At 35.9% G+C, this 14,746-nt stretch carries 17 protein-coding genes and 1 other RNA gene; 9 read left to right on the top strand and 9 right to left on the bottom strand.

From position 1 onward, the window contains the following. Window positions 1–79 precede the first annotated feature (79 nt). Window positions 80–1,372, bottom strand: a complete 1,293-nt coding sequence (locus tag EHQ47_RS09205) for a malic enzyme-like NAD(P)-binding protein (protein WP_135747451.1) — start codon at window positions 1,370–1,372, stop codon at window positions 80–82. Between the two features lie 134 nt (window positions 1,373–1,506). Between EHQ47_RS09205 and EHQ47_RS09200 the strand changes: the two genes are divergently transcribed. The 5 genes from EHQ47_RS09200 to EHQ47_RS09180 all read left to right on the top strand — a co-directional run bounded on the left by EHQ47_RS09200 (window position 1,507) and on the right by EHQ47_RS09180 (window position 5,988). Next, a complete protein-coding gene (locus EHQ47_RS09200; RefSeq protein WP_135747452.1) occupies window positions 1,507–2,223 on the top strand; it encodes an MIP/aquaporin family protein in 717 nt (238 codons plus the stop codon). Between the two features lie 641 nt (window positions 2,224–2,864). After that, window positions 2,865–3,452 carry a hypothetical protein gene (locus EHQ47_RS09195; protein WP_135777032.1) on the top strand — a complete coding sequence of 196 codons (588 nt, stop codon included), beginning with the start codon at window positions 2,865–2,867 and terminating at the stop codon, window positions 3,450–3,452. A gap of 29 nt (window positions 3,453–3,481) precedes the next feature. Next, window positions 3,482–3,952: a hypothetical protein gene (locus tag EHQ47_RS09190; protein ID WP_135746964.1), complete on the top strand. Its 471-nt coding sequence runs from the start codon at window positions 3,482–3,484 to the stop codon at window positions 3,950–3,952. A gap of 9 nt (window positions 3,953–3,961) precedes the next feature. After that, the gene (locus EHQ47_RS09185; RefSeq protein ID WP_135777031.1) at window positions 3,962–4,543 is read left to right on the top strand and encodes a DJ-1/PfpI family protein; all 582 of its coding nucleotides are present in this window, start codon (window positions 3,962–3,964) and stop codon (window positions 4,541–4,543) included. Window positions 4,544–4,728: 185 nt separating this feature from the next. Continuing rightward, window positions 4,729–5,988, top strand: coding sequence for an SH3 domain-containing protein (locus EHQ47_RS09180; RefSeq protein WP_244290280.1), 1,260 nt, complete (start codon window positions 4,729–4,731; stop codon window positions 5,986–5,988). 146 nt (window positions 5,989–6,134) lie between these two features. On the opposite strand, the gene EHQ47_RS19760 is transcribed toward EHQ47_RS09180, so the two are convergent. Genes EHQ47_RS19760 through EHQ47_RS09160 form a run of 4 tightly spaced genes read right to left on the bottom strand, consistent with a single transcriptional unit; the run spans window position 6,135 to window position 9,317 of the window. Next, window positions 6,135–6,767: an LA_2478/LA_2722/LA_4182 family protein gene (locus EHQ47_RS19760; protein WP_244290279.1), complete on the bottom strand. Its 633-nt coding sequence runs from the start codon at window positions 6,765–6,767 to the stop codon at window positions 6,135–6,137. A 13-nt stretch (window positions 6,768–6,780) separates the two neighbouring features. After that, window positions 6,781–7,518 (bottom strand): OmpA/MotB family protein, encoded by a 738-nt coding sequence (locus EHQ47_RS09170; protein ID WP_135777030.1) that lies wholly within the window; start codon window positions 7,516–7,518, stop codon window positions 6,781–6,783. Beyond that, entirely contained in the window at window positions 7,515–8,168 is a 654-nt protein-coding gene (locus EHQ47_RS09165) for an FFLEELY motif protein (RefSeq protein WP_135777029.1), read from the bottom strand. The genes EHQ47_RS09170 and EHQ47_RS09165 overlap by 4 nt, the downstream gene beginning before the upstream one ends. A gap of 6 nt (window positions 8,169–8,174) precedes the next feature. Further along, window positions 8,175–9,317 (bottom strand): LIC13341 family surface-exposed protein, encoded by a 1,143-nt coding sequence (locus EHQ47_RS09160; protein ID WP_135746969.1) that lies wholly within the window; start codon window positions 9,315–9,317, stop codon window positions 8,175–8,177. Between the two features lie 97 nt (window positions 9,318–9,414). Here EHQ47_RS09160 and ssrA point away from each other — a divergent pair. Then, window positions 9,415–9,766: a transfer-messenger RNA gene (gene ssrA / locus EHQ47_RS09155) on the top strand. A 524-nt stretch (window positions 9,767–10,290) separates the two neighbouring features. Here the strand turns inward: ssrA and EHQ47_RS09150 are convergent. Continuing rightward, window positions 10,291–10,935: an NrsF family protein gene (locus EHQ47_RS09150; protein WP_135749949.1), complete on the bottom strand. Its 645-nt coding sequence runs from the start codon at window positions 10,933–10,935 to the stop codon at window positions 10,291–10,293. Further along, entirely contained in the window at window positions 10,932–11,489 is a 558-nt protein-coding gene (locus tag EHQ47_RS09145) for a sigma-70 family RNA polymerase sigma factor (protein WP_244290278.1), read from the bottom strand. The genes EHQ47_RS09150 and EHQ47_RS09145 overlap by 4 nt, the downstream gene beginning before the upstream one ends. Window positions 11,490–11,617: 128 nt before the next feature. Between EHQ47_RS09145 and bufA2 the strand changes: the two genes are divergently transcribed. From bufA2 to EHQ47_RS09130, 3 genes are read left to right on the top strand one after another with little or no spacing between them, the layout of a single operon-like run. Next, window positions 11,618–11,872: a BufA2 family periplasmic bufferin-type metallophore gene (bufA2, locus tag EHQ47_RS09140; protein ID WP_135749063.1), complete on the top strand. Its 255-nt coding sequence runs from the start codon at window positions 11,618–11,620 to the stop codon at window positions 11,870–11,872. Window positions 11,873–11,877: 5 nt separating this feature from the next. After that, window positions 11,878–12,738, top strand: a complete 861-nt coding sequence (gene bufB / locus EHQ47_RS09135; RefSeq protein ID WP_244290277.1) for an MNIO family bufferin maturase — start codon at window positions 11,878–11,880, stop codon at window positions 12,736–12,738. Then, window positions 12,704–13,468, top strand: coding sequence for an HvfC/BufC family peptide modification chaperone (locus EHQ47_RS09130; protein ID WP_135777027.1), 765 nt, complete (start codon window positions 12,704–12,706; stop codon window positions 13,466–13,468). The genes bufB and EHQ47_RS09130 overlap by 35 nt, the downstream gene beginning before the upstream one ends. Before the next feature lie 72 nt (window positions 13,469–13,540). Here EHQ47_RS09130 and EHQ47_RS09125 read toward each other — a convergent pair whose 3' ends face one another. Both EHQ47_RS09125 and EHQ47_RS09120 read right to left on the bottom strand, forming a co-directional pair. Next, a complete protein-coding gene (locus EHQ47_RS09125; RefSeq protein ID WP_244290276.1) occupies window positions 13,541–13,843 on the bottom strand; it encodes a hypothetical protein in 303 nt (100 codons plus the stop codon). A gap of 406 nt (window positions 13,844–14,249) precedes the next feature. After that, the gene (locus EHQ47_RS09120) at window positions 14,250–14,726 is read right to left on the bottom strand and encodes a GyrI-like domain-containing protein (protein ID WP_135777026.1); all 477 of its coding nucleotides are present in this window, start codon (window positions 14,724–14,726) and stop codon (window positions 14,250–14,252) included. Between the last annotated feature and the right edge of the window lie 20 nt (window positions 14,727–14,746).

Below are 14,746 nucleotides of genomic sequence, written 5' to 3'. Positions count from 1 at the left end.
TAAATGGAATCTAAATACAAAGTTTTCAATTGTTTCGTTTCGATCATTCGAAACAGAGAGAATCTTTAATGTTTTGTATTTAGATTTCTAAAGCGCTGATTGGCTCTTGTTGTTGGGCCATGATGGATTCCAAAAACTTTACATAAGCGGCGCGACCAGGATACTCTACTTGGTTGACTCCTGTTTTGACAGCAGCTTCTGCTACGGCCGGAGCCACATGGTAAAGAACCCTTGCATCCAAAGGTTTTGGAATGATATAGTCAGCACCAAATCGAATTTCTTTTTCGTTGTAAGCTTCTGAAACTTCGATGGGAACCGGAAGTTTAGTGAGTTCGCTTAACGCATAAGCCGCAGCCAATTTCATTTCCATATTCACAACCTTTGCACGAACATCTAAAGCTCCGCGAAAAATAAATGGAAACCCAAGTACATTGTTGACTTGGTTATGATAATCACTGCGTCCTGTTGCCATAATGAGGTCTGGTCTTGCACGTTTTGCATCTGGATAAGGAATCTCTGGATCAGGATTGGCAAGAGCAAACATAATTGGTTTCTCAGCCATTGTTTTTACCATTGCTTCTGTTACCACATTAGCAACAGACACTCCAATAAATAGATCCGTTCCAGGAAAGATATCTGCTAACGTTTCTGCTTCCGTGTTACGAACAAAAGGAAGTTTCGATTCATGTAAGTTGGTTCGTTTGTGATTAATCACACCACGAGAATCCAACATAAATATAGATTCATGTTTGACTCCGATATGTGTTAACATCTCAGCAATGGAGATGGCAGCAGCACCTGCTCCATTGATCACAACTTTGATGTTACCAGCTTTTTTACCGGTAATCTCTAATGAGTTTAATAAGGCAGCAGTAGAGATGATTGCAGTTCCATGTTGGTCATCATGAAACACGGGAATTTTCATACTTTCATCTAAAGTTTTTTCGATATGGAAACATTCTGGGGCACGAATGTCTTCCAAGTTGATACCACCAAACGTTGGTTCGAGGGCTTTTACGATTGTAATGAATTTTTCAGGATCGGTTTCATTAATTTCAATATCAAAGACATCAATGCCGGCAAATTTTTTGAATAAAACTGCCTTACCTTCCATCACTGGTTTTCCAGCGGAGGCTCCAATATTACCAAGTCCTAAAATGGCAGTTCCATTGGTGATGATTCCGACTAAATTTCCTCGGTTTGTGTATTCATAAACGAGATCAGGTTGTTTTTCAATTTCGAGGCAAGGGTAAGCGACTCCCGGTGAGTAGGCCAAGGACAGGTCGTAACTGTTCTCCGTTGGTTTTGTCGGAACTACTTTGGTTTTTCCTTTCGGAAACCTAGAGTGATACTCAAGTGCGCTATTTTTCATGGTCTATTTTCCCACGATTTATGATTCAATGGAAAATCCTAGAATAAATTGGAGGAAGGGCCTTTCAAAAAAGGTTGATGGAAGTTCTATGTCCCTTTAGATAAAGACCTTACGAAAAGCCATAGGGGGCAAATTTGGAACTAGTTGGAGAATTTTTTGGAACTGCGGTTCTCATTCTACTGGGTGACGGTGTGGTTGCCGGTGTTTTATTAGAAAAGTCAAAGGCAAAAGACGGCGGCTGGATCACGATCACCACAGCTTGGGCCCTAGCAGTCTGTTTTGGAGTTTTGGTGGCAAAGGCCTTGGGAAGTCCTGGTGCCCATTTGAATCCTGCTGTGACCCTTTCTGTTTGCATCCAGTCAGGTGATTTTTCCAATTTTCTCCCCTATTGCCTCGCCCAAATCGCAGGGGCTGCCCTCGGTGCCACTCTTGTTTATTTACATTACCTTCCCCATTGGAAAGAAACCAAAGATTCTGGAAAGATTCTAGCGGTATTCTCTACTGAACCTGCGATCAAACACACTCTTTCCAATGTCATTAGTGAAGGACTTGGGACCTTTCTTCTCATCCTCGGAATTCATGCCATCTTCTCTCCGTTCAACGGTGGTGCCACAGGTGTTGTGGGAACGGGATTTGTAGCACTCCTTGTTTGGGCCATTGGACTTTCTATGGGAGGAACGACTGGTTATGCAATTAACCCAGCACGCGACTTAGGACCAAGGATTGCCCATTGGCTTTTGCCCATTCCCAACAAAGGAAATTCGAACTGGAAATACGCATGGCTTCCCGTTGTGATTCCGTTAGTGGGTGGTGGACTTGCGGCGGTTGTGATTCGGTGGGGAATAGGGTAACAGGCGTAAGTGGTATTGTCTTCCATAAGATTGATATTTCTGCTGAAGGAATTCAACCGTATGGGAGATCTTAATCATTAAGAAAATGTCATATCCAAACTTGGTAATCTATATTTTTTTTTATATCCTCAATGTTTTTTCATTGTTGTTGTTTGATGAAAAGCAAGTTCACAACCCAGCACCAGAAATTACTATTTTTTTTACATCACTCTTACATCCAATCTACATAATCTGTCTCTTTACAAATATTAAATTCTATTACTTGTGGATTCCATCTCTTGGATTTTGGATTTCACTGCTTTCATTTCATCTATTTAACAAGGTAAAGAAATAATCACTTTATAGGAATATTTTCTCGAAAAAGGTGTTCCGATCTTTTTATAATTGTATTTTTTGATTCCTTTATAACAACTACCATTCTCATTTTTACCACCTAATTTCGAATAAATTCTAATTTTTCAAAGATATAATAATAACCCATAAACAAAAATCAACATGATAAAATATTGACCAGATTTGTATTGGAAAATTAATTACTAACAGCAGATATTCGAGTAAATTAAATTGAAATTAATACAAATAATAGCTTATTCATTAGAATATTCTTTAGATTCAATATGCCAATTAATCAATCAAAAACCATGAAACAAAAACTAATCTTCTTAAGCATCCTTGCCCTCCCCTTCCTCACGATTTTCGCTACAGAATCAGAAACGTTAGATACCTTTCGTGGAATCAATTTTTCTACAACGGAAGCACAAAAAGTAAAAGCCATGTCCATTTTCATTCCACAGGCCGCAAAAAGGTCCGACTCCACCCATCTGAAAGATAAGTATCCAATCACTTTCTTTAAAGCAGACTGCATCCAAGAAAAAGAATGTTTTTCCTTACTCATTGCTGTATCTGTCATATCAGAATCAATCAAATCCTTTGATACATTGGTGGAAGAATCAAGGGCTGCTGATTTTGGTAATCCACCGTACGAAGTGAACAAATGGGTGGAACTTCTTTCGTTTAAAACAGAAAAAACCAAAATCCTAATGGGGCCTGGGGAACTACTGGGAACCAAGATAAACGCATTTTATTATATGAAAGATACCAATGAAACTTATAGAGTTTCCATGAATCTAATCTATCATCCAAAATTTCCAGAGGAAGAATGGCAGGACATTCTAATGCATTCGTTTCTCATCTTAAACAGTATCAACATTGAATCAAAAACAAAGTGAAAAACCAATCGCACTAAAAAAGAAAATCTATGAGTCAATACGAATCTACATTCAATCAAATCATCGAGGAATATAAAAATCTTTTCGGCAAATCAGCAAATGTCACCATCCCATTTGAAGGTCAGAAAAAAATTCAAAAGAACGTTCGTCTTTTCGATTGGTTTCACATAAGTAAAAACAAAAAAATCGAATTCTATGATCGGTTTGGTGACATTGATGAAGAAAATGTTTTAGGTAAATACATTATCGACAATGGAGACGATGAGATATTCGCACCGGAACTACGGGAAGGTGTTGTTCCCTTTGCTTACATTGTCGATGACGGTGCCACGGGAAACGATTACCAAGAAGAAGGAATTTTGATGATTGACCTTCGAGTCGCAGATCGTCCTGTCCTCATTGCCGAAGTGGACGGTACCATTGATGGACAGGAACCGTTCAAAATGGTTTCATTTGAATCTTTAAAGATAAAGTCCGGTAAAATCAAAGTGGTAGATTAGAGGAATTGAATGAAAAAAGTCCTACTACTACTGGCCAAAGGATTCGAATCATTTGAAGCTAGCGTTTTCATTGATGTCATTGGTTGGAATCTTGTGGATGGAGACAAAACTACAAAACTATATACCTGTGGATTTACCAAAGAAGTCACCGGATCATTTGGTCTAAAATTGCATGTTGATTATCTAATCAACGAAATTGATTGTAACGATTTCGATGCTTTAGCAATACCTGGTGGGTTTGAAGAATATGGATTTTATGAAGAAGCTTATCACTCAGAATTTCTAGAATTAATCAAACAGTTTGACCAAAAGAATAAAATCATAGCCTCTATTTGTGTGGGAGCTTTACCCATTGCCAAGTCAGGTGTTTTAAAGGATCGAAAAGCAACTACTTATAATCACAAAAACAGTACTCGGCAAAAACAACTGGCGGACTTTGGTGCCAATGTTCAAAAGGAGCCGATCGTTTTGGATAAAAATATCATCACAAGTTGGAGTCCTGCGACTGCAATGGGAGTTGCTTTACTTCTTTTGAAAATATTAACCTCAGAAAAAAACGCAAATTATATCAAAGAAATAATGGGTTTTTGATTTCTGACCATGAGTAATCAGAAAATCAAAAATAACAATTTCTAAATTGCAGGGAGAATCTCTTCATTTTCCACAAAGTGGACTCAATAAACCAGAAAGATGATAGACAAAGGAAAAAATAAATTCCTTATTAAGGTTCTAAATATAATTGGAGAATCAAATATTCAATGTTAGTTCTAACGAGATTGAAAACAAAGTTTATTTTTTCAGCAGTGTCACTAGCCATAATTTCTTGTTCCAGTTTTCCAATTGGTACAGGTTACACTTCGGGGCAAAAAACAATTGTTTATTCAATGCCAGACAACAAAAGCCCAATCGTTTTGGAACTTAAAAGAGATTCAAACTTTGACATCATAACCTATAATTTTTTGAAAAATAATCAAAAGGGGAAATTATGGCATAAAATAAAACTAAATAACACGATCGGCTATATTGAAGAGGATGCAGGAGAAAATACTAATTTCCAAATGCAATTATTTCTTACTTTAAACGAACCAGTGTATGGATTCGTAGTAGCCTCATCTTTAGTTTTGCGCAAACAACCAAATACTACAAGTGCCGCTATTGAAAAGCTTGCAACGAAAGAAATTGTAGAGATTTTAGAGGAAGGAAGAAATCAGGTAACGGTCAATGGAAAAACTGGAAGTTGGGCCAAAGTAAAAACAAAAAACAATAATATAGGTTTTGTATTCACTCCCTATTTGATGTTAAACAAATCGCCAGACAATTTTGTTTTTGGCGAAGATATAGAAGCAGATGAAAAAGGTTGGGCTTATATCACAACCTCTCCAAATATAATCTATCAAAAAAAGAAAGGAAAGTTATACTCAGTAGATAATAATCAAGTTCGTGAGAATGAATTTTATTTAATAAAGTCTAGATACATCACAAAGGATGGCAAGGTATTCTTTTATATCTATAAACAAACCGCCAGTCAAGCCGATTGGTATTCTGATATAGAAGTTGAATACACTACGGATTGTTATATTCCAGCAAGCCAAGTAATAGTTTCAAATCGCTATGCTCCATTATACTCACAAACAAAAGAAACAGATAAAACAAAACGCAAACTGATCGAATTTTTAGACCAACAAGCAAAATATGAATTTGATCCTGAAAAGTCCTACTTCTATACATTTAGGTCAAAAAAAGATAAGTTTCATGTGATTATTACTTCCATTAAAAGTGAATATGATGAATGCCGCGGTTGTTTTGATAGCGAAGACTACAATTTAGTTTATGTTTTTCAAGAGAAAGATAACCAATTCAAAAAAGTTTTCGATAAAGGTGGAAATCGAAGCGCAAGTTTCGTCGAGGAAGATAAAAAGTTTTTTATTACAATAGCAACTAGTCCTCTTCCTGAAGGAGATGAGTCTCCAAGTATCATAAAATACAGCACATATAAATTTGATGGAAGTAATTTTGAATTGGAATTGGAAGAATAAAAATACTGACTCAATCAACCGATAGCGAAATTAGACAATTTATATTCGCTATCGATAAAACTCCATTCCACCATCTTTTCTGACTCCATCTAACAATTTAAGATAATCCAAGGAAGATGGGAAGGAAATATCTTCGCTCCTATTCTTTAATTCCCGTTCTGCACCTTTTGAAATGCAACACAAGCATTTATAGTTTCGATTTTTCCTTCTTGTAAGTCCTTACAACTAAATAACATTATTTGTTTGTGACATTCTTTATATGCCGTTTGAATTGCTAACGGATCCGCACCAATTAGTTTGTAAGCATTACTTTCACGAAATCGTTTTTGGCATTGTGTTTCATCTAGTCTGCCTTCAGTAAACTTTTTTAAATTTTCAGGAATGGACTTCCATTCTTTGTCAGCACACTCTCTATACTTTGCGCAAATCTCCGAAGTTAAACTTAACGATTCATTCTGCCACTCTAAGTTCATAATCCCTTTATCTTTTTTACAATATACAGTTGTTACTAGAACTAAGATAGATAAGAAGATACTTACTCCATTTTTCATATTCAATTTAGGAAGAGAAAGATATATTTGGCTGTTAATCGTAGTTCGCTTATCATCCGTCGTCGCTCGGGATTTATTCGTAGTGCGTATATTCGCCACAATACGGATAAGGGAGTTAATTGTATTACGCATATCTGCAGAAAAGTCTTGGATGGTTATATGCGCATTGCCTTTAATTCCCCCACCCAATTTCGAAAAAAATAAATTTAGTAAGTTTATAAGTTCCATTGGTTTTCCTTTGTTATTTTCCAGTTTCGGTTGTTTCTTTTTTGCGAATGAGAATTTCAATTCTCTCTTCTTTGGCTTTTTTTTCTGGCGTATCTGAGTCTTTTGCTTTTTGGAACATAGCATAACCTTGAACAGAGACCTGTTCTTCAGGAATTCCATATTCATTCACCAATTTTTCTGCAAGTAAAGAGGCTCTATGGGAATGATAGTCCCATGAATTTTGAAATTTTGATTTATCAATTTGTGATTCATAAGGGATTTGAACACGAACCACAATATCTATATCCATTCCTTTGGATAATTCAGCCAACTGTTCAAAGGCAAATTTTAAATCAGGATCCGCTTTTAAAATATCATCGGAAGCCAAATCAGATCCAGCAAACGTTAATTTAAGTTCTTCTGTTTCCGCAAGCCCCAATTTCAATTTAGCTTTTTCGCGAAGAGTCTTTAAAGCGAATCCAATTCGTTCCCAAAGCCGAAACACTTGTGACTTCGGTTCCATTGTATCATCTTCTAAAATTCCCGATCCACCATCCAAAAGTGCACCAACAGAGCTGACATTTAAACCAAACCCACGTTTGATATCCTTTGCAACTTCTGTTAATCGGTTAGCATCCACTTTACTGATGGCATACAAAATAATAAAAAGCCCAAGTAACAACGTGATCATATCAGCATAGGTTAACAACCAGCGATCATGTGCTTCAACATGTTCTTCTTCTTTTGATACAAATCTAGAACGTCTTCTCATACTTCCTCTTTGAGGGCCGGAAATGCTTTATGTAAAAACTCCCATTCCTTTTCTTGGACTATCGCATAAAACTCGTTAAATAATTCTTGTTTTACTGGCAACGTTGCATAGTAACCCTGTTCTACTTTTTTGAACAAGGGATAAACTCCAAGTAATCTTGACATCATAGCTGCAGGTTTAATGATATATGCACTTACTGGTTTATGTGCTAATTCATAAAATTTTTTTAGGTTAAAAAGTACAACTTCTAATTGTTTTCTGCGAGTTTCACGTTGGTCTAACTCACAAAATAATGAAAAATACTCGTCTTGGTTGATTTCCTTTCCCAATTCCCAACCTTTATTGAGAAGAAGTTCTGCCATTTGGATATCTAACTCATCTGTTATTGTATTGAGTTCCATGAGACGTTCGACGTTTTCTCTTGTCCCTTCCTTCATCATGTTTTTTACTTTGTCATACGTAGTAAAAGCTAACGTTTCCCATTCTTCTTTTCCATCCAAATTATATACGGTTTCAAAAAAGAATTTTGCCATCCCATTTGTTTCGTTACGGTGAAAAAAATCATAATAGTAAAGATGAAATCGATCCACTTGCACACGAACGATTTCCCTTCTAGCTAGTGCAACTTCTTCCGTTAATTGGTGTTTCATTTCCGCTTAGTTCACCGGTGTTCCTAAAAGATAAGAAGGAAACCCTTGTTGGTCGCGTTCAAAGGGTGCAATCGAAAACTGATTGGGTATAGAAACAATTTCATGGTAGAATTTGTATGTGGAACGAAATAAAATCTTTGGAGTCGCAGATTCTTTCGGAGTATAATAGAATTTTACTCCATAACGGAAGTTATTTGCCCATCCTTCTTTTGTAACTTCTAACAATGGATATTCGGCTGGGATTTTTTTGTTTTGGACTACATTAAAAACAATGTCACCTTTTTTATACAACCGAACTCCTTGCGTTTCACCTGCCAATCGAACATTGCCAGCTTCAGGGAAGGACAATGATAAGTATGTTAAACTAACATAGTTTCCACGATTCTTTAGTTGCAAAGTGACAAGTGATTCTTTCCCGACTTCAAATTTTGGAACAACTTCTAAAGATACGAAAGAAGGAACCGGTTGCATGGGAAGGTTTGGAATCATTTCCCAACCATTAAAAACGAATTCTTGAGAGTAATTTGGATTCGTTGGAAAAATTCGAAAGGATTTGTCTTTATTATTGTATTCAAAGTCGACTCGTTTACTTCTTTTTAATTCTTCGTGTTCTTTGAGTTGAAATCCGTCCCAAATTTTTTTACCTTTGCGATAACCCATAGGAACAGAAAATAAACCTAACGGAGGTTCTTCGGCCAATACTTCAATAAACACGGAATTAAAGTTGTCTCCCGGAAGTTCCGAAAGCACAATCCGACGTATACAATCACCAGCAAAGGAAACTTTCTCCTTTCCGGGTGCTGATCCAGGAACCCAAGTTTTGAGTTTTCCATCGTAAAACATCGCACCTAAATTCTGCAAAAAGAATTCCAACTTCCATTGAAAGACCCAATTCGATCCATCTTTACGAAAAGCGGCAAGGACCTCACTTGTCCCCGATTGGAATAAAACCAAAGTTTCCATTTCCGGAGTTTCATCCAGATTGATCTGTTTTTGGCCTAATACACGAACCTGCCTGTCTTGATCATCTCCATAGACGGCTTGTCGAATTTCGGAATCGGAAGGGACTTCCTTTTGTGAGCAGGATACGAAAGAAACAGATGCGAAAAGTAAAGTGACTGTAATTCGAAACAAAATGGATAAATTCATAGGAATTCTTTCATTCCAGCACAACAAAACTCCAATTCAACCTTTTTTGCTTTTCCTTTCTCACTCCTGTGTTTTACTCGTCTAAGTATTAAGAATTGGGGACGACATTGGTTTCGACTGTTGTTGGCTTGGATTCAGTGGCACGTAGGGGTGAGGGACCTCTTAAAAACCTTCAAAACAATAACTGCAAACAACGAATTTGCTCTAGCAGCTTAATTTTAAGCTCTACGGTTTCACTGGCTGTTTCCTTAGGTGGCCAAGAAACCGACACCTCTCTAAGGACCTTTCGGATTTGTCGCCCGCTTCGAACCGGATTGAACATTAAGTAGGATAGGAATTAGTCCCCCGTTTGTAGGGTAAGTCTTTCCGAAATTTATTTGCAAACTAAACGTGTAGAAGCTGCATTTGAGGATGATAGGACCCGGGTTCGACTCCCGGCGTCTCCACCATTCATTTTTAGTAATCGTTTAGCTATTTTCATCTAACAAATATTTTACGACGGGAGTCGAACGACTGCGAGAGTCAGAAACAGTAGCGACCCATAGGGAGCGTGAAGCTGTTTCTGTCGAAGGCAGGATGCCTGAGACCTCGAGCAGGACGGGTCGGAGGTTGCCTGACCCGGACGGGAAGGCACCGTAGACCGACTCACCGAGCGTCTCTAAAGTTTCAGTATTCGCTTCTCGCGTTCGCCTGGCCATCCTTGGCCAGAGTTCCCGCCCGCACCCATCCATAGGTGCTTTTCGAAGCAAACACCTCCACTAGGTTATCACGCTAACGTATAGAAATGTTTGGTTGGTGTAGAGAGAGAATTAATTTTTGCTTAATCAATGTTTTACGATGAAAGTTGAAATAAATCTGCTTCCAAAGAAATTGAAATAATTGGTAAATATAAAATTTCGCTTATGATTAATAAGATCTGAGTTTCGAAAATATTAAACTTTCTAATACATCTTTGTAAACAATATGACGAATTCTAATCCTTACTTTGAATCAGTTTAAAGCTATAAAATGAAATGAAACTATAAATTGGTAACAAAGCTAAATTATGCCATGTAAGTATATGAGTGGAAGTTTCATTAGGACAAAAAAAAGAAATTCCAATTTGGGCAAGTGTAAAAGGCAAAACATAAACGGATACTCGATAGAAAATGGAAGGTTCGATAAATCCCTTTTTTAAATAAAAATTTAATAGAATCATCGGAAAAATTGTGATCAAGAGAATAAATTCTACACAACCCGAACCGTGGTTTTTCAGCTCTTCAGAAATAGATGAAAATAAACCCATATCTGAAAATGAAACTGATAAAATCAAAAAACAAAACCAGCTAATGATAATTAAATTATGAAATAAATAGTCAAATCTTGATTCTTGTCCCGGAATGTTTCTTTTAAATAAAACAATTCCACAAGAAAGAAAAACTGCCACTAAAGCAAGATTGGATTGCCAAAATCGGGGAATGTGATATTGGCTTCGAAGGAAAATCGAAAAAAGTAATACCAGAAACACAGTGAATAAAGAAATGAAAGCCCAAATCAAAAACCGATGCTGAGGACTTTTTAAAGGAGATACTTTTTTATTGTCTTGTGTAAGGACTTCAATTAATTCTTCAGTTTTCATGAATCGCCTCCCGGACGCAAACGAATGACTTTATAGATTCTATGTGCTGCTGTTTTTACTGCGGACTGAGACATGGACATAATTTTTGCAGTTTCAGCTATAGACATTTTCTCCAACTTTAAAAGACGAAAAATCAATCTTTGTTTTTCGGAAAGATAACTCATTATTTTCTCAATTTGTTCCTTAGAATCATCTTCAAATGAAAAATTTTGATCCTCAGGCAAATACTCATTCGATAAAATGAGTTCTCTTTTTTTCTTACGTTCCTTTTTGCGAATGTAGTCAATTATCTTATAATTTGCAATTGCATACAGCCAAGGTAAAAAGGATCTGTCAGGTAAAAAAGTATGTTTGGACAAATGTACAGCGATGAGAATTTCCTGAAGAACATCTTCTCTGTCATCTGAATCATAAATTTTTACGGCCAGAATTCCTCTTAGAATAAAGTTTATTTCTTCCAATAATTTCTTATAAGATGATGAATCTCCCTCTTGGGAAGAACGCATCAAACCGGATAATTCATCCGGTGAGATCCTATTCTTAGATAGTTTCAACACTCTTCTTTCTTCTGAATGTTCCGTACATAAATCAATTTATTTATAAAAACCAATTTTTTTTTTCGCAGATGTAACTTTTTCATCTTTCAAACGAAAGAAAATACAAATCAAACGAGGAGTTTAATATGAATTACAAATCAGGAATACTTTTAGGTGCAGCATTGGCTGGACTTACTTTTACATCTTGTATGAGTGCAAAAACCCAAATGGCGGAAAAAGCAGAGGGTGAATGTCACGGAATCAATGCCTGCAAAGGTCAGGGAGATTGCGGAGGAAAGGGCCATGCTTGTGCAGGCAAAAATTCATGCAAAGGGCAAGGTTGGAAGGGAACTTCCGAAAAGGAATGTGCAGAAAAAGGTGGAAAATTCGTAAAAACGTAAAACTTTTGGAAAATCAAACTTCCATATTTGGTGTTGGTCTCAGACGAGAGCATTATCAATATCTAACGGAAAAACCAATTACAGACATAGATTGGTTTGAAGTCATCAGTGAAAATTATATGAACACTGAAGGACGACCTATGTCTGTATTGGAATCCATTCGAAAAGACTATCCCATCGCATGCCATGGAGTTGGTATGTCGTTGGGAAGCTCAGATGAAATTGATCCGAATTACCTTAAAGAATTAAAACGATTGATTGAAAGATTGGAACCATTTCTAGTATCGGATCATCTGGCATGGAATCATTTGAACGAAACCAGATTACATGAGTTAATCCCTGTTCCTTATCATGAAGAATCTCTACAGGTTATAGCGAATCATATAGATCACGTACAAAATGAACTGCAAAGGCAGATTGCAGTAGAAAATATCTCAGCATACTTCAATTATACAACTTCATCAATGAATGAAAGTGAATTCTTAAGTTTACTAACTCAAAAGACAGGTTGTTCAATTCTACTAGATATAAATAATATCTACGTTAATGCAAAAAACTTTCAATTCAATCCAATTGATTTCATAAAAACAATTCCTAAAAAGAGTATTGCTCAGGTTCATTTAGCAGGTTTTACAGATATGGGAACTTACCTGTTCGACACACATGCAGAACCAGTAAATCAGGAAGTCTGGAATTTATTTGAAACATCTTTAGAACTTATACCAGAAAATGTCCCGATCATGATTGAATGGGATGAGAATGTTCCTGAGTTTCATAAACTGGAAGCTGAACTAAACAAGGCACGGAAAATCATGAGTAAGGGGACTAAAAATGAAACTAGAAAAACTACAGAATTTATACCGTGAATGCATTTTGTCCAATATTGATTCCCCTTTCCATAACCAAATCAATGCCTGTGGGAATTTGTCCTTAGCGGAAGCTACATCTGTTTATAAGAATGCCTATTTATACCGAATGAAGGAAGTCATGGCTGACAATTTTGAAGCCGTCAATTTTGTATTAGGTGAAAATTTATTTGATTTAGCTATCGAAAAATTTATACAAATAAACAATCATAAGTCTTATGATTTATCCAAATACGGAGAAAATTTTCCCTCCTTTTTGAGTGAAATGTTTCCTGAATTCCCTTTTTTAAAAAATTTAGCTGAATTTGAAATTCAATTTACTGATTGTTTTCACGCAAAAGAACATCGGAGTTATGATTTCAGTGTTCTTAAAAATCAATACGATTTGGAAAATTCGGTCTTTGAGTTTGGTGAATCAGTAAAACTCATTCAAAATCAATTTTCGATTTATTCAATTTGGAAAAATAGAAAATCAAAACTACAGCCAGATATTTCCAAAATCGAAAATCAAGAATTTCTACTTTTATACAAACAAAATTCGAATATTTATGTTCTTACACTAGAACCTTTTGAATTCTTTTTTATGGAATTACTACATAAAGGTGAAACTATCAATGTTTCATTGAAAAAAATAGACTCAAATTTCCAATTAAATCCTGAAATCATATCCAATCTTTTTGGAAAAATATCAACTTCAGGAATCATTAAAAACATTTTTATAAAAACGTAAAAACACAAGTTTGAATTTTTGATTTCTAAAAACGTTTCATTTAAAAAGTGATTTAACCTAATCTTAATTCCATCAAAGGAAAGAACCAAACTGAATCTTTGGCCATACTCCAAACCAGGTATGATAATAAAGAATATAGATTCCAAATGAAATCCCGCATAAGATAAAAAAGACGGCTGTTTTCCGAAAGACCAAAAGATTTCCCATTTCCACAGTCATTTTCAAAACGATCTTAGTGAGCCTATCAATGATAGAGAACAAAAAGAAAAAAAGTAATAAGATCACAGCCATACCAATCAAAGTCACAACTGGTTTTTCATATACGCTCGTAAGACCCAATACTCTTCCGTTGATGATTGTTACAATTAAATCCACTGCAAGTATACAAATTAAACGAAAATAAAAACCTAAAAACCTAAAAACCGATGGAAGAGGGATTGTTTCGATGAAGTAGACATGGAATAAAATCTAAAGATCCAAACCATGTTGGCAAGTATGATTTTTTGAAATTAAGTAACAATACTCATAAATTGAACTTTAGCTGACTCAATCCGGCTCAGATGCAAATAATAAATATGGCAAGTGAAGGAGAATCTGGTTCCTCCAATCGATCGTCCCCAATCACAAAACGGATACAAGATTTCTTTTACGACAGTTGAAATGTCTTTTTATATGCCGATCGAATTTTAGTCTTTCACATGTCCTAACCATGACCTAAACATTCCACTGAACCAGTTATACAAAAGATATCTTCTTTTTCATAAATAGAACCAGCTACCAATTACTTCATTACAGGAATATAAATCATCTCTTCAGAACTCGGATCATTATTTTTATATTTGTCTCCCATCACTTCAAAATGAGGGCGTTGGTCCAACTTATATCCCGACTTAGGAAACCATTCCTGAAATATCGATTGGAAAAAAGGACCTGCCTGACTTGGTAAACCTTGATACAAAAATCGAACATAAGATCCCTGTGGAATTTTTATGATTTCCAATCCATCGGATAAAGTTTGCTCATCACTCACCTCGACCCCGGCCCATTTCATAAACCGATTCAATGGATTGAAACTTTGAAAATAATCAGAAGAATAAATCGACATGGAAATCAAATTGTTGTCCAATCGATTCGAAATAGAATTTAATTTTGGCATGAATCTTTGCCACAAAGTTTGGGTTTGATTCTCCAAAAGAGACATTTCTAATTTCATTCCAACAATTATTTTTTGATTTACTTCTACTATTTCTGAATCCATAAACATAACATAAAATTCTA

The sequence above is a fragment of the Leptospira bourretii genome, from assembly GCF_004770145.1.
In the GTDB taxonomy this organism is placed as follows: domain Bacteria; phylum Spirochaetota; class Leptospiria; order Leptospirales; family Leptospiraceae; genus Leptospira_A; species Leptospira_A bourretii.
The sequence above is the reverse complement of the archived record's forward strand: the minus strand, read 5'-3'. Positions and strand labels throughout refer to the sequence as shown.

Bases quoted from the DNA above. Each gene is read 5' to 3' on its own strand.
- EHQ47_RS09205 (WP_135747451.1), bottom strand. From the start codon at position 1,372: ATGAAAAATAGCGCACTTGAGTATCACTCTAGGTTTCCGAAAGGAAAA.
- EHQ47_RS09195 (WP_135777032.1), top strand. From the start codon at position 2,865: ATGAAACAAAAACTAATCTTCTTAAGCATCCTTGCCCTCCCCTTCCTC.
- EHQ47_RS09190 (WP_135746964.1), top strand. From the start codon at position 3,482: ATGAGTCAATACGAATCTACATTCAATCAAATCATCGAGGAATATAAA.
- EHQ47_RS09185 (WP_135777031.1), top strand. From the start codon at position 3,962: ATGAAAAAAGTCCTACTACTACTGGCCAAAGGATTCGAATCATTTGAA.
- EHQ47_RS19760 (WP_244290279.1), bottom strand. From the start codon at position 6,767: ATGGAACTTATAAACTTACTAAATTTATTTTTTTCGAAATTGGGTGGG.
- EHQ47_RS09170 (WP_135777030.1), bottom strand. From the start codon at position 7,518: ATGAGAAGACGTTCTAGATTTGTATCAAAAGAAGAAGAACATGTTGAA.
- EHQ47_RS09165 (WP_135777029.1), bottom strand. From the start codon at position 8,168: ATGAAACACCAATTAACGGAAGAAGTTGCACTAGCTAGAAGGGAAATC.
- EHQ47_RS09160 (WP_135746969.1), bottom strand. From the start codon at position 9,317: ATGAATTTATCCATTTTGTTTCGAATTACAGTCACTTTACTTTTCGCA.
- EHQ47_RS09150 (WP_135749949.1), bottom strand. From the start codon at position 10,935: ATGAAAACTGAAGAATTAATTGAAGTCCTTACACAAGACAATAAAAAA.
- bufA2 (WP_135749063.1), top strand. From the start codon at position 11,618: ATGAATTACAAATCAGGAATACTTTTAGGTGCAGCATTGGCTGGACTT.
- EHQ47_RS09130 (WP_135777027.1), top strand. From the start codon at position 12,704: ATGAAACTAGAAAAACTACAGAATTTATACCGTGAATGCATTTTGTCC.
- EHQ47_RS09120 (WP_135777026.1), bottom strand. From the start codon at position 14,726: ATGGATTCAGAAATAGTAGAAGTAAATCAAAAAATAATTGTTGGAATG.